General features: G+C 68.1%; 21 protein-coding genes. 6 read left to right on the forward strand and 15 right to left on the reverse strand.

Annotated elements, in window-relative coordinates:
• Positions 1 to 9: 9 nt before the first annotated feature.
• The 7 genes from ACSQ3M_RS08260 to ACSQ3M_RS08290 form a co-directional block, all read right to left on the reverse strand.
• Entirely contained in the window at positions 10 to 231 is a 222-nt protein-coding gene (locus tag ACSQ3M_RS08260) for a formate dehydrogenase (protein WP_436149584.1), read from the reverse strand.
• Complete coding sequence (locus tag ACSQ3M_RS08265) at positions 228 to 1019, reverse strand: Cro/CI family transcriptional regulator (RefSeq protein WP_436149585.1); 792 nt, start codon at positions 1017 to 1019, stop codon at positions 228 to 230. Before ACSQ3M_RS08265 ends, ACSQ3M_RS08260 begins: the two co-directional genes overlap by 4 nt.
• 106 nt (positions 1020 to 1125) lie before the next feature.
• On the reverse strand, positions 1126 to 1842 hold the full coding sequence (locus ACSQ3M_RS08270; RefSeq protein ID WP_436149586.1) for a DUF3306 domain-containing protein: 717 nt from the start codon (positions 1840 to 1842) through the stop codon (positions 1126 to 1128).
• Positions 1842 to 2348 carry a DUF3305 domain-containing protein gene (locus ACSQ3M_RS08275; RefSeq protein WP_436149587.1) on the reverse strand — a complete coding sequence of 169 codons (507 nt, stop codon included), beginning with the start codon at positions 2346 to 2348 and terminating at the stop codon, positions 1842 to 1844. Before ACSQ3M_RS08275 ends, ACSQ3M_RS08270 begins: the two co-directional genes overlap by 1 nt.
• Before the next feature lie 10 nt (positions 2349 to 2358).
• Complete coding sequence (locus ACSQ3M_RS08280) at positions 2359 to 3369, reverse strand: DUF6352 family protein (RefSeq protein ID WP_436149588.1); 1011 nt, start codon at positions 3367 to 3369, stop codon at positions 2359 to 2361.
• Positions 3366 to 3917: a DUF6505 family protein gene (locus ACSQ3M_RS08285; RefSeq protein WP_436149589.1), complete on the reverse strand. Its 552-nt coding sequence runs from the start codon at positions 3915 to 3917 to the stop codon at positions 3366 to 3368. The genes ACSQ3M_RS08280 and ACSQ3M_RS08285 overlap by 4 nt, the downstream gene beginning before the upstream one ends.
• The gene (locus tag ACSQ3M_RS08290; protein ID WP_436149590.1) at positions 3914 to 4657 is read right to left on the reverse strand and encodes a biotin/lipoate--protein ligase family protein; all 744 of its coding nucleotides are present in this window, start codon (positions 4655 to 4657) and stop codon (positions 3914 to 3916) included. The genes ACSQ3M_RS08285 and ACSQ3M_RS08290 overlap by 4 nt, the downstream gene beginning before the upstream one ends.
• A gap of 126 nt (positions 4658 to 4783) precedes the next feature.
• Here ACSQ3M_RS08290 and ACSQ3M_RS08295 point away from each other — a divergent pair, with 126 nt between their 5' ends.
• Entirely contained in the window at positions 4784 to 6823 is a 2040-nt protein-coding gene (locus ACSQ3M_RS08295; protein WP_436149591.1) for a 4Fe-4S binding protein, read from the forward strand.
• Positions 6824 to 6933: 110 nt separating this feature from the next.
• On the opposite strand, the gene ACSQ3M_RS08300 is transcribed toward ACSQ3M_RS08295, so the two are convergent.
• Positions 6934 to 8163 (reverse strand): c-type cytochrome, encoded by a 1230-nt coding sequence (locus tag ACSQ3M_RS08300; protein ID WP_436149592.1) that lies wholly within the window; start codon positions 8161 to 8163, stop codon positions 6934 to 6936.
• A gap of 254 nt (positions 8164 to 8417) precedes the next feature.
• Here ACSQ3M_RS08300 and ACSQ3M_RS08305 point away from each other — a divergent pair, with 254 nt between their 5' ends.
• Together ACSQ3M_RS08305 and ACSQ3M_RS08310 are read left to right on the forward strand one after the other, a co-directional pair.
• Positions 8418 to 8648 (forward strand): sulfurtransferase TusA family protein, encoded by a 231-nt coding sequence (locus ACSQ3M_RS08305; RefSeq protein ID WP_436149593.1) that lies wholly within the window; start codon positions 8418 to 8420, stop codon positions 8646 to 8648.
• Between the two features lie 27 nt (positions 8649 to 8675).
• On the forward strand, positions 8676 to 9809 hold the full coding sequence (locus ACSQ3M_RS08310) for an Mrp/NBP35 family ATP-binding protein (RefSeq protein WP_436149594.1): 1134 nt from the start codon (positions 8676 to 8678) through the stop codon (positions 9807 to 9809).
• A 61-nt stretch (positions 9810 to 9870) separates the two neighbouring features.
• Here the strand turns inward: ACSQ3M_RS08310 and ACSQ3M_RS08315 are convergent, their stop codons facing one another.
• Positions 9871 to 10359 (reverse strand): VOC family protein, encoded by a 489-nt coding sequence (locus tag ACSQ3M_RS08315; protein WP_436149595.1) that lies wholly within the window; start codon positions 10357 to 10359, stop codon positions 9871 to 9873.
• Between the two features lie 160 nt (positions 10360 to 10519).
• Here ACSQ3M_RS08315 and ACSQ3M_RS08320 point away from each other — a divergent pair, with 160 nt between their 5' ends.
• A complete protein-coding gene (locus ACSQ3M_RS08320; protein WP_436149596.1) occupies positions 10520 to 10921 on the forward strand; it encodes an SRPBCC family protein in 402 nt (133 codons plus the stop codon).
• A gap of 10 nt (positions 10922 to 10931) precedes the next feature.
• On the opposite strand, the gene ACSQ3M_RS08325 is transcribed toward ACSQ3M_RS08320, so the two are convergent.
• The 4 genes from ACSQ3M_RS08325 to ACSQ3M_RS08340 all read right to left on the reverse strand — a co-directional run bounded on the left by ACSQ3M_RS08325 (position 10932) and on the right by ACSQ3M_RS08340 (position 13180).
• Complete coding sequence (locus ACSQ3M_RS08325) at positions 10932 to 11054, reverse strand: hypothetical protein (protein WP_436149597.1); 123 nt, start codon at positions 11052 to 11054, stop codon at positions 10932 to 10934.
• Positions 11055 to 11124: 70 nt separating this feature from the next.
• Positions 11125 to 11757, reverse strand: a complete 633-nt coding sequence (gene mobA / locus ACSQ3M_RS08330; RefSeq protein WP_436149598.1) for a molybdenum cofactor guanylyltransferase MobA — start codon at positions 11755 to 11757, stop codon at positions 11125 to 11127.
• Positions 11750 to 12640: a formate dehydrogenase accessory sulfurtransferase FdhD gene (locus ACSQ3M_RS08335; protein ID WP_436149599.1), complete on the reverse strand. Its 891-nt coding sequence runs from the start codon at positions 12638 to 12640 to the stop codon at positions 11750 to 11752. Before ACSQ3M_RS08335 ends, mobA begins: the two co-directional genes overlap by 8 nt.
• A gap of 21 nt (positions 12641 to 12661) precedes the next feature.
• Entirely contained in the window at positions 12662 to 13180 is a 519-nt protein-coding gene (locus tag ACSQ3M_RS08340) for a DUF2478 domain-containing protein (protein ID WP_436149600.1), read from the reverse strand.
• 175 nt (positions 13181 to 13355) lie between these two features.
• Here ACSQ3M_RS08340 and ACSQ3M_RS08345 point away from each other — a divergent pair, with 175 nt between their 5' ends.
• Complete coding sequence (locus tag ACSQ3M_RS08345) at positions 13356 to 14615, forward strand: peptide ABC transporter permease (protein ID WP_436149601.1); 1260 nt, start codon at positions 13356 to 13358, stop codon at positions 14613 to 14615.
• Between the two features lie 68 nt (positions 14616 to 14683).
• On the forward strand, positions 14684 to 14908 hold the full coding sequence (locus tag ACSQ3M_RS08350; protein ID WP_436149602.1) for a hypothetical protein: 225 nt from the start codon (positions 14684 to 14686) through the stop codon (positions 14906 to 14908).
• Between the two features lie 9 nt (positions 14909 to 14917).
• Here ACSQ3M_RS08350 and ACSQ3M_RS08355 read toward each other — a convergent pair whose 3' ends face one another.
• Both ACSQ3M_RS08355 and ACSQ3M_RS08360 read right to left on the reverse strand, forming a co-directional pair.
• Positions 14918 to 15910 (reverse strand): ABC transporter ATP-binding protein, encoded by a 993-nt coding sequence (locus tag ACSQ3M_RS08355; protein ID WP_436149603.1) that lies wholly within the window; start codon positions 15908 to 15910, stop codon positions 14918 to 14920.
• On the reverse strand, positions 15907 to 16908 hold the full coding sequence (locus ACSQ3M_RS08360; RefSeq protein WP_436149604.1) for an ABC transporter ATP-binding protein: 1002 nt from the start codon (positions 16906 to 16908) through the stop codon (positions 15907 to 15909). Before ACSQ3M_RS08360 ends, ACSQ3M_RS08355 begins: the two co-directional genes overlap by 4 nt.
• Position 16909: the final 1 nt, after the last annotated feature.

A 16909-nucleotide genomic window follows, 5' to 3' on the forward strand; every position in this document is an offset into this window, starting at 1 on the left:
CCGGCCTCCTCAGTAACGGTTGACGCGGTAGAAATCTTTGACGTGCTCGCTCTCGCGATAGCGCGCCTTGGTCTCGTCCTTGCCGGGATCAACAGCGGCGGCAGGCGTGACTGCGACGGGGGCGACGGCTGCGGTCGCGCCGGCGCCGAGCGCCTTGAAGAAGTTGCGGCGGTCGAGCCCCGCATCCTTGCTCTTTTGCGACATCGTCGTCTCCTCCGTGCCGTACGTCATGCGGGCAGGCTCGCGGCCTGCGTCTCGATCGAAAGGTAGAGGCTGCCGACCCGGCCGACAGCGCGGTAGAAGCGCGCTGCCGGAGTGGTTTCGAGATCGGCGAAGAAGCGGTCGGCCCAGGGCCGGATATGGCGCGCGAAGAAGGAGCGTTCATCGACGCCCTCACCCGAGACCTCGCCGCGGATCAGCTTGGCCTGGATGTCCATCAGCACGGCGACATGGTCCTCGGGCTCGCCGACACGCTCGGCCCGGGCGAGACCCAGCTTGCCCATGTCCTCGCGCACCAGAGCGAGTGGACGCTCGTGCAGGAAGCCGGTGAGATAATAGGAGGCGTAGGGCAGGAGTTCGCCGCGGCCGACGCCGATGAAGAGCTGGAAGAACTCGTCGCGGACTTGGTCGGGGCTCGCCTCGGCCGCAGCCTCGGCCAGCGCCAGATGGGCCATGCCGAGCGGCGAGGCATCGCCGCGCAGGCCTTGCAGGGCAGACAGGGTCTCGGCGGTCGGCGCGCGCCAGAGCAGCGCGCCGATCAATTCGAATTCATCAGCGCGAGCGGCATCGATCTCGTCGATCTCGCTGGCGGCGGCAGGTGAAACAACCGGTTCGTGTGGATAAAGGTCGGGCCTGAGCTCGCTGCGCGAGATACCGGTCAAAGCTTCGACCGAAAGCACGCGGTCGGCGGGGACGCGCTTCCAGCTCGAGATCGCCGGCTGCGAGACGCCGACCGCCCGCGCCAGCGCACGTACGCCGCCGGCCGCTCCGATCGCCCGTTCCAGAGCCTGGTCTCGCATAAACGAAGGCGTCTCCAAATCCCGCACCCGCACGTTCGGACGTGCCGATACACGCGGTGATAATGAGACCTTATCGCTCTAGATTGCAATTGTTCTCAACTGAAACTCAGAGCGGTGTCGCACCGCCGCCGCGTCGCCTTGAGCGTTGTTGGGACGGCGGAATTTCGGGCGCCTTTTGCACTGCAGCAGAACCACCACCAAGGAAAGTGGCCGATTCAGCGGCTTTTTCAGCAGATTTTCTGGAAACACCCTCATCACTCAGCCGCACCGACCGGGGATCATCAACCGCCTTTGCCAAAACCTGCTGCGGCGCAGCAGAATCGGCCTCGCCCCCTTCATTAGACGAAGGTCGAACATCTGCGACGTCGTTACGCACCGCCTCGTCTTGCTCGGCGGCGGGTTCAGGCGGCTTGCCGAAGATATTGGCCAGCATTTCCTCGACATTGTCCGACTCGCTGAGCGGGCCATAGCCCGGCGCACCGCCCGGCGTGTTCCAGTCGAGGGCGTAGTCGCGGGCGGGGTCGAGATAGCTGGAGATCATCGGATCGCTCTCCCAGGCGCGCCGCAGCGCCTTGAGCTTCCACTCCTCCGGCACGTTCTGCTTCAGCCAATGAGCGAGGTCGAAATCCTTGTCGATCAGGTCAAGCGAGGGCGGCTCGACGATCTCAGGCTCGGGTTCAGGTGCGGCAGGATCGGAGGTGACGGCAGGAAGAGCTGGCGGCTCCGCGACGACCGGCGATGGCAGCTGCTGCGTCTCGCGCTTGCGGCGCGCCCAGCGCCCCAAGAAGCCCTCTTCACGATCCTCGTCGTCAGGGCGCGACATCAGTCCTCTCCGCGCTCGAGACCCGGACGCGGCCGCAGCCCGCCCTTGCGCGGATCATGCTCGGTGCGCTTGCGCTTGATGAATTCGCGCTCGACATGGTGCGTCTCGAAGAAGGCGAGCACGGCCTCAGCAATTGCGGCCGGCATCGGCACGGCCTCGACGATATCGCCGACATTCTCCAGGAAGACCTCGCCCTCGGAGGGATCGGCAGTGACGCCGATCAGCTCCAGCGCCGGCTCGATTCCGGTCGGCCTGACCGCAACCCAGAGCCTGGCCTGGCCCGTCGCGAAGTTCTCGCGAAAATGGGCGGTGTCGACCGAGTGCAGCGTCAGCACGGCCGAGCCGAGATAGAACTGCTCACGCTTGTCATCGCCCGCGAGCCTGCTCCAGGGCGCGAGCGGCGGCGGCTCGGGCAGGACCGCGATCGGCGCCCAGGCGTGATCGGCCCAGGGCGAGTCGAGCTTGCGCCGCTCGACCACGACACCGACTTCGTGATGCTGCTGCATGGCCTCGTCCTCAGTTCGCCATCTCGTGGACGGCAAGCGGCAGGCCGGTCACCAGGTTCTGTGGCTTCATCCGGACGATCCTGTCGCCGTCCATCGCCAGCATCAGATAGATAGGCGCTTCCTTGGCAGCCGGCAGCACCCGCACCTCCGGCGGCAGCGTCAAACGGTAGAGCGCGATCAGGCGCGAGGCCTTGTCCTCGTCGAGCGTCTCGCCCTTCCAGAGCGCATTGCCGATCGCAGTCGCCTCTGCATCGAGGCCGACGAACCAGCGCCAATTGGCGTCGCGGATGTTCTCGACGGCTTCGATCTCGACCGAAAAGCCGTGGACCTGCGCGATCCAGTGCGCGATCGCCTTGCCAAGCGCCGCGCGGCCGGAGGGCTTGCCGCCGAGATCGAGTACCATGTCGAAGGCATCCGAGCGCTGCCAGTAGCGGTCGGCCTCGGCCTGTTTGAGGATATCGAGCGAGGTCACGGCCGGGCCGCCTAGCATGGCGAGCAGGGGCGAGGCGTGCCGATCGGTCTCGTGGCCCTCGATCATCTCGGCATCGGCGAGCAGGATCGTGTTCTCGTGGAGGGTGGCACGCTGCGGCCGGAACAGGCATTCGGCGGCGCGCACCACGAAGGGGTCACTCTCCTCGTCGAGCCCGGCACGCAGGATGACGTGGACGAGTTGGTCGAGGAATACCGGCGGAATGCCGGAGACGCCGCCGCGGATGATGCCGGCATAGGCCGCCTGCAAGGTCGGCGCTGCCAGCAGCCGCTCGCGCCAGCCGAGCAGGAAGCGCCAGTTCTCGCGCGCATCGGCATCGGCGATGGCGGCGATCTCGCGATCGGTGACCTCAGCCTGCGGTTCCGCCATCAGCCTGGCATGCAGCGCCCGCTCGGCCGCGCAGGCCTCTTCCGGCGGCAGCACCTCCGGCCGCGCCAGATAGGCCTTCAGGAAATCGTCGGTGACGAGGAGGCCGCCACCGTCCTCGCGGTCGAGCAGGAGATGGCCGGAGCTCGCCCAGAAATGGGTCATCGCGGCGCGTCCCTCATCAGTTGCATCAGATCGACATGCTCCTGCGGCTCGTCTTCGCCATCGACCTCGACGAACTCGAAAGCCCGGAAGGCATCCTTCGGCATGTCGCCCCGCGGCATCAAGGTCCGGAAGCGTTCGCGGATCTCGCCATCCTCGAGCGTGCGGTGCAAGGCGAGCAAGGTCTGCGCCGGATGATCGCAGAGCGAGGCGGCAAACGCGATCTCTTCCTCGGCGGCAGCGCGCGCGGCCGCAAGATCGGGCGCACCGAGCTTGTCGACGAACTGTGCCGCAAGCTGCGCCACCGCCTGCTCGCGCTCCTCCGCCGTCGCCTCGCTGACGATGGCGAGCGTGCTCCAGCCGAAGCTGCCGATACCAAGGAAGCCGGAGCGGAAAGCGACGCGGCCCTTGGTGTCGAGCCCGGCGACGCTCTCGGGCGTGAACAGGAAGGAGCCGGTGACGAGCCATTCGCCGGGCTCCGCCGCCTTGCGGAAGACGAAACCGTCGGATGGATCGAGCCGAATGGCGCGCGGGAGCTTGAGGGCGCTCACAGCTTCGGCGCTCCGCTCTCCCGATCGAGCCAGTCGGTCTTGGCCAGAGCCTCGACCATGCTCCTGCGCTCGACGCCGTGCTGCGAGGTCGCGATCACGTCGCCATTCGGCTCGATGCCATGGCGAACGCCGACGACCTTCTCCAGTCGGTCGAGCCAGCGTCGCGCTGCCGCCTTGGCGCCCTCCTCCTGCCAGTGGCTGACGCCGAGCATGAGATGGCGGCAGAAGGCCTCGATCAGATCAACGGCATCGACCTCCTCGAAACCCTCCTCGGCCATGCCGACGCCGGTCTGGCCGAGCTGGAAGGGCGACATCGTCGTCGCCCGGACCATCGCGCCGAAGACGAGCCACTCCGGCACCTGGTTTTCCGGACACTCCGCCGGCCAGGCGAGACGCCCGCCGCCGATCAGGCCGAGATCATAGGTCAGCGCGTCGGGCCAGCGAAACAGTACCGGCCGCTCCGGTGGCGAGTGCACGCTAAGCGCATCCGCCAGCGCGTTCATGGCGAGGTAATGCGCGAGCCTCGCCTCGGCGAGGATGGCATCGGGCTCCAGTACCACCGCGAACTCGACGATGTCGAAACGTCGCACCCAGACGAGCGTCGCGGCGCCGGCCTCGGCCGCGATTGCCCGCGCATGGGCGAAGGCGTCGCCCGATTCGCGCAGGGTGACGAGCGAAAACCCCGGCGGCAGCACCGGCTCGCGCCTGAGATTATCCTGCCTGACCGGCCCTGCCGTCATCGTTCGCCGCCTGACGTCTCATCCCAAGGGAGAGGCTTGCTTCTTTGGAGCCATTCCAATTCCATATAAGATGAGATTATCGCAAGCGCGACCAAAGACGCGGCTGCGACCATGAGGACGCCTGCAATGACCGATGTCGCCCGCACGCTGATGGTCTGCTCGTGCGAGGACACGATGCCGCTCGATGGCGCGGCGCTCCGGCGCGGCTGCGGCGGAGCAGAGATCAGCGAGCACCGCCATCTCTGCCGCAGCCAGATCGAGCGCTTCCGCGACATGCTGGCCCAGAGCGATGCGATCACCGTTGCCTGCACGCAGGAGGCACCGCTGTTCGAGGAGGTCGCCGCCGACCTCGATTATGCCGGCGATCTCCTCTTCACCAATATTCGCGAGGCGGCCGGCTGGTCCACTGAGGCCAAGGCCGCCGGCCCCAAGATGGCCGCCCTGCTCGCTGCCGCGAGCGAGCCCTTGCCGCCGGCCACCTTCACCACGCTGACCAGCAAGGGCGTCGCGCTGATCTATGGCCGCGACGAGGTCGCGATCGCCCTGGCGCATCGCCTCGCCGAGCATCTCGATGTCACCGTGCTGCTGTCGCGGCCGGGCGAAATCGCACCGCCGCGCACCGACGAATTCCCGGTGCTAAAGGGTACGATCGCGCAGGCGAGCGGCTGGCTCGGCGCCTTCGAGCTGACCGTCAACGATTACGCCGCGCCTAGCCCGTCCTCGCGCGGCAAGCTCGTCTTCGATGCCCCGCGCAATGGCGCGGTCTCGCAATGCGATGTCGTGATCGACATCTCCGGCGGGACGCCGCTGTTTCCGGCCGGCGATTTGCGTGCCGGCTATTTGCGTGCCGACCCGCGCGATCCTACCGCGGTCGAGCGGCTAGCCTTCCAGGCGAGCGGGCTCGTCGGCGAGTTCGACAAACCGGCCTATGTCGCGCTGAACGAAGGGCTCTGCGCCCATTCGCGCTCCAGGAAGACCGGCTGCACGCGCTGCCTCGAGCTCTGCCCGACCGGCGCGATCACCCCGGCTGGCGATCATGTCGCGATCTCGGCCGAGATCTGCGCCGGCTGCGGCGCCTGCGCCGCCGTCTGCCCAACCGGCGCGGTAACCTATGCGCTGCCGCCGGCCGACGCGCTGCTGCGAAAACTGCGCACCTTGCTCGTCACCTATGCCGAGGCCGGCGGTCGCGAGCCGGTCGTGCTGCTGCATGACGGCGACCATGGTGAGCCCTTGATCGAGGCGCTCGCCCGCCACGGCTCCGGCCTGCCGGCGCGCGTACTGCCCCTGCGCGTCAACGAGATCACGCAGCTCGGGCTGGAGACCTTCGCCGCCGCGCTCGCCTTCGGCGCCTCCGCCATCCGCGTGCTCGGACGGGCCAAGCCCAAGCACGACATATCCGGCCTGACGCGCAATCTCGATTATGCCAACGCGCTGGCCGGCGCGCTCGGCTATGGCGAGGCCCGTGCCGCGCTGATCGAGACCGACGACCCCGATCAGCTGGCCGCCGCCCTCGCGAGGATCGCGCCCGGGACGAGCGCCGCGCAGCCCGCGCGCTTCCGGCCGATGGGCACCGGACGGCCGCTGCTGCGCCAGACGATCGGCGAGCTGCATGCCATCGCGCCGGCTCCGGTCGCGGCGATCCCGATGCCGCCGCTCGCGCCCTTCGGCACGGTGCATGTCGACACCGATGGCTGCACGCTCTGCCTCGCCTGCGTCTCGGCCTGCCCGGTCAGCGCGCTCGGCGACAATCCGGAACGCCCGACGCTCACCTTCCAGGAGGACCTCTGCGTGCAGTGCGGGCTCTGCGCCGCGACCTGCCCGGAGAAGGTGATCACGCTGGAGCCGCGCATCGATTTCGACGCCTGGAACGGTGGCCGCCGGATCGTCAAGCAGGAGGAGCCGTTCCACTGCATCGCCTGCGCCAAGCCCTTCGGCGTCAGGAGCACGATCGAGAAGATCGCGGCAAAGCTCGAGAACAAGCACTGGATGTTTGCCGGCGAAGGGGCGAAGCGAGCCTCTATCCTGCGCATGTGCGAGGATTGCCGGGTCGAGGCCGTGGTCAACGAGAGCTTCGACCCGCACCTCTCGCCGCAGCGCCCGCCGGTGCGCACCACCGACGACTATCTGCGCGAGCGAGCGGAGCGCGGTGAGGACCCGCTGGGGTGATCTGCCGTCATGCTCGGGCTTGACCCCAGCATCTCAGGCCGGAGGAGCGCCTTATCCTGCCTGAGATTCCCGGGTCTGCGCTTCGCTTCGCCCGGGAATGACGAGCTTTTTCACCGCGTCACCTTCTCCAGCCAGTCGACCAGCGCCTGCCGATCCTGCGCCGAGCCGATGGTCTGCTCCGGCATCTTGGTGCCGGGCGTATAGGCGTTCGGGCCGACCTCGAACAGCTTCGCCACGCTGTCCTTGCTCCAAACGATGTCCATGGCCTTGAGCGCCTCGGAATAGGCGTAAGCTGGCGCGGTTGCGATGCGACGGCCGAAGATGCCGTGCAGGGTCGGGCCGGCCCTATTGCCATCCGCCGGCGTCAGCGTGTGACAAGCCGCGCAGGCGCGGAAGACCTCAGCGCCGCGCTCGCCCCGGAAGGCAGCGAGCGCATCCTCGCCGGCACGCGGCACCACCGCCCCGACATGCTCGCCGGTGACGGCGTTCCAGCGCCGGACCAGCCGGTCGGCGCCGCCGGAGAGCAGCTGCCGGCCATCCGGCAGGAAGGCGAGCGACCAGACCGGCAGGCCCGGTCCGACCAGCGTGGCGCGGATGGTGCGCGCCTTGCGATCGATCAGCGCGACCTGGCCGCGCAGGCCACCGGCTGCGATGGTCGCACCGTCAGGCGAGATGGCGAGCGCGATCAACGGCGTCTCGCCGACCGCGATCTCGGCGCGCTGGGCTCCTTCCGGTCCGAACAGGCGCAGGCGGCCGTCGGCAGCGGCAACCGCGATCTCACCATCGGACGCAACCACCACGCCGTTGAGCGGCGCGGGCGTTGTGACGATCAGCGGCGAGCCGCCATCGGCAGGCCAGAGGCGCAATGTCGCGTCATAGCCGGAGGAGACGACCATACCGCCCGGTGCGAAGGCGATGCCATTGATCGGCCCCTGATGGCCTTCGAGCACGCGCGCAGAACCATCGGCGAGCGCTGTGACCCGGACCGTCCCGTCCCAGGAGGCGGAAGCGAGATGCTGCCCTTCCGGTGAGATTGCCAGCGCTGCGACCGGCCCCTTGTGCCCCTCGATGACCCTGGCCGGCTCGGGCGCATCGCTGCGCCAGAGCGCGATCTTGCCGTCCTCGCCGCCGGTGGCGAAGCCGAGGCCGTTGACCGCGACGGCGGCATTCACGGCACCCTGATGGAAGCGCAGCACCTTGATCGCGCTGCCGCGGGCGAGGTCCCAGAGGATCGCCGACTGGTCGAAGGAGCCGGTCAGCGCCGTCGTGCCATCGGCCGAGACCGCCGCGGCACGCACCGGCCCGCCATGGCCGCGCAGTTCCTGGGCATTGCCGGACACGATCGAAAGCGCCAGCGCGAAAAGAACCGCGCCTATCCTTCTCCCCTCGGGGGAGAAGGTGGCAGCGCGAAGCGCTGACGGATGAGGGCCGCGCCGCCGCGCCCACCTTCCCTCATTGCCCTGAGCCATCCTTCCCTCATCCGTCTGCTTCGCAGACACCTTCTCCCCCGAGGGGAGAAGGGTAAAGGCCCCCTGTTGCTCCCACGTGAAAAGCCATCATATGAAGCGCTGCCTCGTTCGATCGGCCTTCGCCCATGTCTTCCATTCCGCTCAATCTGCGCGGCCTGAAATGCCCCCTCCCCGCTTTGCGCGTGCGCAAGGCGTTGAAAGGCGCAGCGCCCGGCGCTCTGTTCCTGGTTGAATGCACAGATCCGATGGCGGCGATCGACATCCCCAATCTGATGCGCGAGACCGGCGATGCGATCGAACTCAGCAGCAGCGAGGGCGAGCTGCTGGTCTTCCACATCCGCAAGGCCGCGGCCTAGCGTCGCGCAAACACTGGAACCCAGATCGTGGCCCTTTCGCAAAACGACATCCTGCGCGCGCTCGAACTGGTGAAGCTGCCGGCGAGCGGGCAATCGCTGGCGGCGTCCGGCCGCATCGGCGACATCCTGATCAACGACGGCAAGGTGATCTTCGCAATCGGCATCGATGCCACTGAAGCCAACGCGATGGAGCCGGTGCGCAAGGCGGCCGAAAGCGCGGTCGGCGGCATTCCCGGCGTGACCCAGGTGCTGGTCGGCCTCACCGCCGACAAGGCGCCGGGGCGCCCGGCTCCATCGCAAGCGGCTGAGGCGCGCCGGCAGGCGCATGGCCAGCCCGGCCCAGGCGGGCCGGTGCCGAAGGCGGCGGGCATTCCCGGCGTCAAGCAGATCATCGCGGTGGCGAGCGGCAAGGGCGGCGTCGGCAAGTCGACGACCACGGCCAATCTCGCCGTGGCCCTCGCGACGCTCGGTCTCAAGGTCGGCGTGCTCGATGCCGACATCTACGGCCCGTCCGTGCCGAAGATCTTCGGCATCACCGGCAAGCCGCGGCTGGTCTCGGGCCGCACGCTCGCGCCGATGGAGGCCTATGGCCTGAAGATCATGTCGATCGGATTCCTGATCGACGAGGAGACGCCGATGATCTGGCGCGGGCCGATGGTGATCTCGGCGATCACCCAGATGCTGCGCGAGGTCGCCTGGGGCGAGCTCGACGTGCTCGTCGTCGACATGCCGCCCGGCACCGGCGACGCCCAGCTGACCATGGCGCAGCAGACCCCGCTCGCTGGCGCGGTGATCGTCTCGACGCCGCAGGACCTTGCTCTGCTCGATGCCCGCCGCGGCGTCGCCATGTTCAGGAAAGTCGAGGTGCCGATCCTCGGCATCGTCGAGAACATGAGCTATTTCATCTGCCCGGAATGCGGCCACCGCTCCGACATCTTCGCCCATGGTGGGGCAAGGCACGAGGCGGAGCGGCAAGGTGTGCCTTTCCTCGGCGAGATCCCGCTCGCCATGCCGATCCGCGAGACCTCCGATGGCGGCCGCCCGATCGTGGCGAGCGACCCCGACAGCCCTCATGCCAAGGCCTATGTCGCCCTGGCGCGGCAGGTGAAGGCCGGCCTCGCCGGGCCGGCCCGGGCAGCGCCACGGATCGTGATCGAATAGGGCTTTGGATCGCCGCATCGGATTTGCCCGAAAAGTGGTCCCCACTTTTCGGTCCGATGCTCTAGTTCTGCAGGTTGAGGCTGCTTGAGCGCTCAGCCTGCACTGCGAGCTGATCGGGGGTCACTCTCGTCGGCCCCTCCTGCCGCTCGATCAGCACCCAGATGTGTCCGAACGGGTCGAACAGCGAGGCGACCCGCCGACCCTCGACATCGGTCTGGACCCGGTCACGCAGCGCGGCCCCGGCCACGATCGCCTGTGCGAAGCAGGCCTCGATATCCGGCACCGTCAGCTGGACGATCGTGCTGACCGCGCCGGCTGCCTTGGGGAAGAACGGGCCACCATAGGACGGCTCCTCCTCGCGGCGCGGATTGGAGCCGGCGACGGAAATCCGCGTTCCACCCATCAGCATCTCCACCCCGGCGAGCTCGCCGTCGACCCTGTAAGTCTTGAGCTGCCGTGCTTCGAACGCCTCGCTGTAGAAGTCCGCTGCCTGCTGCTCGCGTCCATGCTGCACGAAAATCGTCAGGCCGACGCCGATACTCTGCTCCATCGCGAATCTCCTCATCCGTCGCCGCTGGCAAAAGGGCTGGCGAAGCCGGCGGAATCTTGATCGACCCACGGCAGGCTAGGACACAGCCCATCACCGATACGCGATGACATTCGATTTTGTTCATGTTATGTTCTAGTCGCAAAATTGAGGAGAAGCGGTGATGCCCGTCTTGCCAGCGCGCCATATCAGCATCTCGATCAAGCGGCCGGTCGAGGAGGTCTATGGCTTCCTCGCCGAGCCCATGAACTTCCCGAAATGGGCGGAAGGGCTCGGCGGCGAGTTCCAGCATGCCGAGGGCATGACCTATCACGCCCATACCCCGATGGGGCCGATGCGGGTGATCTTCAGCGAGCCTAATCCCTACGGCATCCTCGACCACGCGGTCGTACCCGACAACGGCGCCGCCATGCACAACCCGATGCGCGCGCTCGCCAATGGCAGCGGCAGCGAGGTGGTGTTCACGCTGTTCAGGCGCCCGGAGATGACGGAGGACGCATTCGCGCGCGACGCCGAATGGGTGGCGGCCGATCTCGCGCGTCTGAAAGCCCTGCTGGAAGGCTAAGCCGGACGCTTCAGAGCCGGACGCTGCTGGTGGCGTAGGCGACGTCGACCGGGCGCTGATAGGTCGCCAGCACCAGGCTCGCGCTATAGGCGGCGATCGCGGCGAAGGCGACGGCGATGACAAAAGACTTCATGCGACTTCCCCCAGAGGCAGGCGAATAAGCTTCGCTTATCAGTTGAATCTAGGGGCGGCGCCTTCCCCGATCAAGCGTCACCCAGCGCGGCATGCAGCCGCTCGGCCTCGGCGAGATCATCCGGCCGGTTGGCGTTGAAGAAGGGGTCGACCGGCGCCACCGGCCATTCGACCGAAACCACGCCATGGCGCGCCGTCCAGCGGTCGATCTTGCGCTCGTCCTCGACGGTGAGCGCATGGCGCAGTTCCTCGCGCAGCGCGACCGGCCAGAGCCCGATCACCGGATGCGTCCAGCCGCCCGAGGCGGCGCAGGCGAGCAGGACATTTGCCGCCGCACGCGCCGCATGCAGCCGCGCCACCAGGTCGCGCGGGATGAAGGGGGTGTCGGCGGCGACGCTGACCAGCCATTCCGCGCCCGGCCGGTTCACAGCCAGCCAGTCGAGCCCGGCAAGAATCCCGGCGAGCGGCCCGGCGAAATCCGGCACGCTGTCGGCGACGACCGGCAGGCCATAGTCGGCGAAGCGGGTGGGGTCGCCATTGGCGTTGAGCAGCAGCCCGTCGCATTGCGGGCCGAGCCGCTCGATCACATGGGCGAGGATGGTGCGGCCGGCGATGGTGCGCAGCGGCTTGTCACCGCCGCCCATCCGGCGGGCAAGCCCGCCGGCGAGGAGAAGGCCGAGGGTTGCCGGACTGGTATCAGTCATCGCCGGATCCCTTGCGGCGATGCTTGCCGCCTTCCTCCTCGACGCTGTCCGGGTCCTGGTCGAAGACGATGCGGTCTTCGCCGGCGAGCGCCAGGAAGCGCTTGCCACGGGCGCGGCCGATCAGGGTCAGACCGGCCTTGCGGGCGAGCTCGACGCCCCATTCGGTGAAGCCCGAGCGCGAGACCAGGATCGGGATGCCCATGCGCACGGTCTTGATCACCATCTCCGAGGTCAGCCGGCCGGTGGTGTAGAAGATCATCCTGCCGGGATCGACGTCGTGGCGAAAGAGCCAGCCGGCGACCTTGTCGACGGCGTTGTGGCGGCCGACATCCTCCATGTAGACCAGCGGCTTGTCGCGCTCGCAGAGCACGCAACCATGGATCGCACCGGCCTCCAGATAGAGCGAGGGCGTGGTGTTGATCTTGCGGGTCAGCCCATAGAGCCAGCTCGTGCGCAGCTCGGTTTTCGGCAGGACGATCTCGTCGATCGCCTCCATCAGGTCGCCGAAGGCGGTGCCTTGGGCACAGCCCGAGGTCAGCGTCTTCTTCTTCAGCTTCTGTTCGAAATCGGTACGCTCCGACGTGCGGACGACCACGACCTCGAGCTCCTCGTCATAATCGACCGCCTCGACCGGGTCGCCGCGCCTGAGCATGTTCTGGTTGAGGAGATAGCCGAGCGCCAGATACTCGGGATGGTCGCCGATCGTCATCATCGTGACGATCTCCTGGCTATTCAGGTAGAGCGTCAGCGCCCGCTCGGTGACGACGCGGGTCTCGACGCGGGCGCCGCTATGGTCGATGCCGGCGACCGTCGCGCCAAGGCGAGGAGCGGCCGGATCGGGCCGGATCAGGTAGTCATCGAGGAAGTCGCTGCCGAGCGGCACGGGGTAGCTCCTTGCGAGCCGTCAGGCCGGCTGGCGCAACGCCGCCATCGCCCAATTAGTCACGGCAGCAGATTCGGGCGGCAGGCGCTGCCAGTCTTCGCCGGCGAATTCCGACCAGGCAGCGAGCATGTCATCGCGCACGGCGGTCAGCAGCGGCAGTCCGGCAACGACGCCGGCGGCAATCTCGGCGCGGAGCCCCTGGCCGAGAACCTCCTGCTTGCCGAACTTGTTGACGATCACGAAGTCGACCGGACCGGAGAGCGCACCGGAAACGGCAGCGCCGGCGGCGGCCAGCCCGGCCGCGTCGAGCCGGCAACCGCTAGAGCCCGCGCCGCGATCCTCGCTGATCGGAAAGAGCTGGCCGGAGGCGAGATCCTCAAGCGCCATGCTGGCGCAGCCGCTCGCGCAGTCACCGTTGTTGTGCTGGACGACGCCGCCGAGCCGGACGGCCTCGCGCTTCAGGGTATCGGCCACCTCCGCCATCAGTTCGTCGATGGGGAAGCCCGTGGAATAAACGATCGCGGCAAGCGGAGCAGTCATCGCTCCCTTCATCCCACGGAACGGCCCGCGCAGCCAGTGAACTTTAGGTGTTCCAAACTGCGTGAGATGCTTTGCCAGTGTTGCAACGCACCTACAGTCGAAGCCCGAGGCAGGCGCTAGGGTGGAACGGGCTGTTCCTGGCATCCTGGCCGGAGGCGGCTCGCCGAGTACCCGCTTGCCCATGATCCGCCCGAACGCCCAGACGCCCCTCGATCCTGCGACCGACGCCGCATTGCTCCTGCGCCGCATCGGCTTTGCGACCCTGGCGCTTGCCTTGCCGCTGGCCTCGCTGGTGTCGCGCCGCGCCGCCGTCGTGCTGGTGCCGATCGGCGTCATCTTGCTGGCGATCGCCGCGCTGATCGAGGCGCCGCGCTGGTTCGCCGGCAACATCAGGGCGTCTCTGTTCAGCCGCGCCGGCGTGACGATTTGGGCGCTGGTCGGCTGGGCTGTGCTCTCGCTGGTCTGGAGCCCCTATACCGGCTCGGCCACCGAGAAGGCGGCCAATCTCTTCCTCGCCGTGGCGCTCGGCTTTGCCGGCGCAGCGGCACTGCCCGAGCGCATGCGGGCCTCGAACCTCAACCTCGCGGCGCTCGGCGCCGGCACCGCCGCGATCTTCGCGCTCGGCCTGCTCCTGACTGAAGCGCTGAGCCCGATCGACTCGCGCGCCGCAAATGCGGCCGGCAGCGTCGAGCGCGGCGTCAGCGTCGTGCTGATCATGGCCTGGCCGGCGCTCGCCTGGCTGCTCTCGCGCGAACGCGGCCTGACCGCGCTGGGGCTGGCGCTGGTCGTCGGCCTGCTCGCGCTCTCGCGCATCGAGGATGGCGAGGCGTTGGCGATGCTGTGCGGCGCGATCGCCTTCGGCGCGGTCAGCGCCAACCGCGTCGTCGGCGCCAGGCTGATGGGCGGGATCATGGCCGGGCTGATGCTGCTCGCCCCGCTCCTGCCCTTCCTGCTGCTGCCGTTCTTCCGGCTCTCGCCCGCGGTGTTCAGCACGGTCGGCATCGGTCTCGACATCTGGGCCGACATCATCTCGAGCCGCCCGGTGCAGCTCATCACCGGGCATGGGCTCGACACCGTGCTGCGCGGGCGCACCACCGGGGCGCTGCCGCTCGAGGTGCCGACCACGATCCTGTTCGAGACCTGGTACGAGCTCGGCCTGGTCGGCGCTGCGACGAGCGCGCTCTGCCTCTATTTCGCGGTCAGCGCCGCCGGCCGCATGCCCGGCGCGCTCGCCGCCGGCGGCGTCGCGGCCTATGTCACGGCCTTCGCGCTCGCGGCGCTCGGCTTCGCCTCGTTCCAGACCTGGTGGCTGATGACGCTGACCGCCGTCGCGCTGCTGTTCACCGCGATCGCGCGCGGCCAGTACCGCACCGAGCGGCCGGTAGCGCCGCTGAGCCGCCGTCCAAAGGCGCCGAGCCCACCGTCCGGAGCGTGACCGGAGGCGGCTTTTCCCGCCGGCTGCTGAGCGCTATCATCGCGCCGTCCCGGGAAGGCGAGGCCGCCATGCTTGCCGAAGACGATCCGCTCATCCTCGATCTCGTCGAATGGGTCGCACGCGACGAGCGCAGCCATGCCGAACTCCTGGAGATTTGGCGCACCTCCTGCCCGCGCCTGACGGTCTGGGAGGACGCGGTCGATCGCGGCTATCTCACGCGTCAGGACAGGCGGGTCACGGTGACGCGCAAGGGCCAGGAGCTGCTCAGCTCACATGGCCGGCGCGCCGCCTGAGCAAAGCGCCTAGGCCGCCTCTCGGCCCGCATTCACCGCATGGCAGGCGACGCCGTCGATCACCGGCGGGTTCTCGACGCGGCAGCGATCGAAGACCAGCGGGCAGCGCGGATGGAAGGTACAGCCCGGGGGCGGATTGATCGGGTTCGGGATCTCGCCCTTCACGCCCTCGTGCCGCTTGCCGACCATGGCGAGGTCGGGCACCGCGTCGAGCAGCATCCTGGTATAGGGATGGCGCGGGGCGGCGAAGAGCTGCTTGCCGTCGGAGACCTCGACCAGGCGGCCGAGATACATCACGCCGATGCGCGTCGCCATGTGCCGGACGACCGCGAGGTTGTGGCTGATGAAGAGATAGGTCAGCCCGAACTTCTGCTGCAGGTCGCGCATCAAATTGAGGATTTGCGCCTGCACGGAGACGTCGAGCGCCGAGGTCGGCTCGTCGCAGACGATGAACTCGGCATTGGAGGCGAGCGCGCGGGCGATCGCGATGCGCTGGCGCTGACCACCGGAGAATTCGTGCGGAAATTTCTTGCTGTCGTCCGGGTGCAGGCCGACCAGCGAGAGTAGTTCGCCGACGCGCTCTGCGATCGCCGCATCGCCCTGGATGATGCCGAAGGCGTGAATCGGCTCGGCAATGATCCGCCCGACGCGCCAGCGCGGATTGAGCGAGGCGTAAGGGTCCTGGAAGATCATCTGGATGCGTTTGCGCAGGCGCTGGCGCTCCTGACTCGCCTTCGCATCGGACATCGAGACGCCATCGATCGAGACCGTGCCGCCGGACGGGTTCAGGAGGCCGACGACCATGCGCGCCACGGTCGACTTGCCCGAGCCGGACTCGCCGACGAGCGCGAAGGTCTCGCCCTTGCGGATGTCGAAGGAGACGCCGTCGACGGCCTTGAGATACTGCTTCGGCGCATTCTCCAGCACCCGGTTGAGCCAGGGCCTGGAGACGTCGAAGACGCGCTTGAGGTCACGGACCTGGACGAAGGCTTTTTCGCTCACGCCGCGATCTCCGTCTTGCCCGCCGGCGCCTTGGCCTGGTCGTAGAGATGGCAGGCGACCTGGTGGCCACCGACATCGATGAGCTCCGGCCGGTCGATGCGGCAGCGCTCGAACACCTTGGCGCAGCGCGGATTGAAAGCGCAGCCCCTGGGGATGCTGGAGAGGCGCGGCATCGAGCCCGGGATCTGCACGAGCCGCTCGGCATCGCCAGTGATCGAGGGAATCGCGCCCATCAGCCCCTGCGTGTAGGGGTGGAGCGGTTCCTTGATGACGTCGCGGACCGGGCCGATCTCGGCGACGCGGCCGGCATACATCACCGCGACGCGGTCGGCCGTCTCGGCGATCACGCCCATGTCGTGGGTGACCAGCATCACCGAGGTGCCGCGTTCCTTGCAGAGCCGCTTGATGAGCGTGATGATCTGCGCCTGCACGGAGACGTCGAGCGCGGTGGTCGGCTCGTCGGCGATGATGAATTCCGGCTCGGCACAGAGCGCGAGCGCAATGACGACGCGCTGGCGCATGCCGCCAGAGAACTCGTGCGGATAGCCGTCGATGCGCCTGTCGGGCGCCGGGATGCCGACCTCATCGAGCAGAGCGATGGCACGCTTGCGCGCATCCGCCGCATTGAGATCGGTGTGGGTCTGGATCGTCTCGATCAGTTGCTCGCCGACCCGGTAGAGCGGATTGAGGCTGGTCAGCGGGTCCTGGAAGATCATGCCGATGCGCTTGCCGCGGAGGCGACGCATCTGTTCCAGCGGGAGATTGTCGACCCGCTCGCCGGAGAGCACGACCTTACCGCCGGCGATGCGGCCGGGCGGATCGATCAGGCCGATGATGGCGGAGCCGGTGACCGACTTGCCGGCGCCGGATTCGCCGACGACGCCGAGCACCTCGCCGCGGGCGATGTCGAAGGAAATCTTGTCGAGCGCGCGCAACGTGCCGCGGCGGGTGACGAACTCGACGGTGAGATCCTGGACGGAGAGGACAGTCTCGCTCATC

The sequence above is a fragment of the Allobosea sp. LjRoot90 genome (assembly GCF_964254315.1).
Classification (GTDB): Bacteria; Pseudomonadota; Alphaproteobacteria; order Rhizobiales; family Beijerinckiaceae; genus Allobosea.

Excerpts from the sequence above, each read along its gene's own strand:
- ACSQ3M_RS08260 (WP_436149584.1), bottom strand. The coding sequence starts at position 231 with ATGACGTACGGCACGGAGGAGACGACGATGTCGCAAAAGAGCAAGGAT.
- ACSQ3M_RS08265 (WP_436149585.1), bottom strand. The coding sequence starts at position 1,019 with ATGCGAGACCAGGCTCTGGAACGGGCGATCGGAGCGGCCGGCGGCGTA.
- ACSQ3M_RS08270 (WP_436149586.1), bottom strand. The coding sequence starts at position 1,842 with ATGTCGCGCCCTGACGACGAGGATCGTGAAGAGGGCTTCTTGGGGCGC.
- ACSQ3M_RS08275 (WP_436149587.1), bottom strand. The coding sequence starts at position 2,348 with ATGCAGCAGCATCACGAAGTCGGTGTCGTGGTCGAGCGGCGCAAGCTC.
- ACSQ3M_RS08280 (WP_436149588.1), bottom strand. The coding sequence starts at position 3,369 with ATGACCCATTTCTGGGCGAGCTCCGGCCATCTCCTGCTCGACCGCGAG.
- ACSQ3M_RS08290 (WP_436149590.1), bottom strand. The coding sequence starts at position 4,657 with ATGACGGCAGGGCCGGTCAGGCAGGATAATCTCAGGCGCGAGCCGGTG.
- ACSQ3M_RS08295 (WP_436149591.1), top strand. The coding sequence starts at position 4,784 with ATGACCGATGTCGCCCGCACGCTGATGGTCTGCTCGTGCGAGGACACG.
- ACSQ3M_RS08305 (WP_436149593.1), top strand. The coding sequence starts at position 8,418 with ATGTCTTCCATTCCGCTCAATCTGCGCGGCCTGAAATGCCCCCTCCCC.
- ACSQ3M_RS08315 (WP_436149595.1), bottom strand. The coding sequence starts at position 10,359 with ATGGAGCAGAGTATCGGCGTCGGCCTGACGATTTTCGTGCAGCATGGA.
- ACSQ3M_RS08320 (WP_436149596.1), top strand. The coding sequence starts at position 10,520 with ATGCCCGTCTTGCCAGCGCGCCATATCAGCATCTCGATCAAGCGGCCG.
- ACSQ3M_RS08325 (WP_436149597.1), bottom strand. The coding sequence starts at position 11,054 with ATGAAGTCTTTTGTCATCGCCGTCGCCTTCGCCGCGATCGCCGCCTAT.
- mobA (WP_436149598.1), bottom strand. The coding sequence starts at position 11,757 with ATGACTGATACCAGTCCGGCAACCCTCGGCCTTCTCCTCGCCGGCGGG.
- ACSQ3M_RS08340 (WP_436149600.1), bottom strand. The coding sequence starts at position 13,180 with ATGACTGCTCCGCTTGCCGCGATCGTTTATTCCACGGGCTTCCCCATC.
- ACSQ3M_RS08350 (WP_436149602.1), top strand. The coding sequence starts at position 14,684 with ATGCTTGCCGAAGACGATCCGCTCATCCTCGATCTCGTCGAATGGGTC.
- ACSQ3M_RS08360 (WP_436149604.1), bottom strand. The coding sequence starts at position 16,908 with ATGAGCGAGACTGTCCTCTCCGTCCAGGATCTCACCGTCGAGTTCGTC.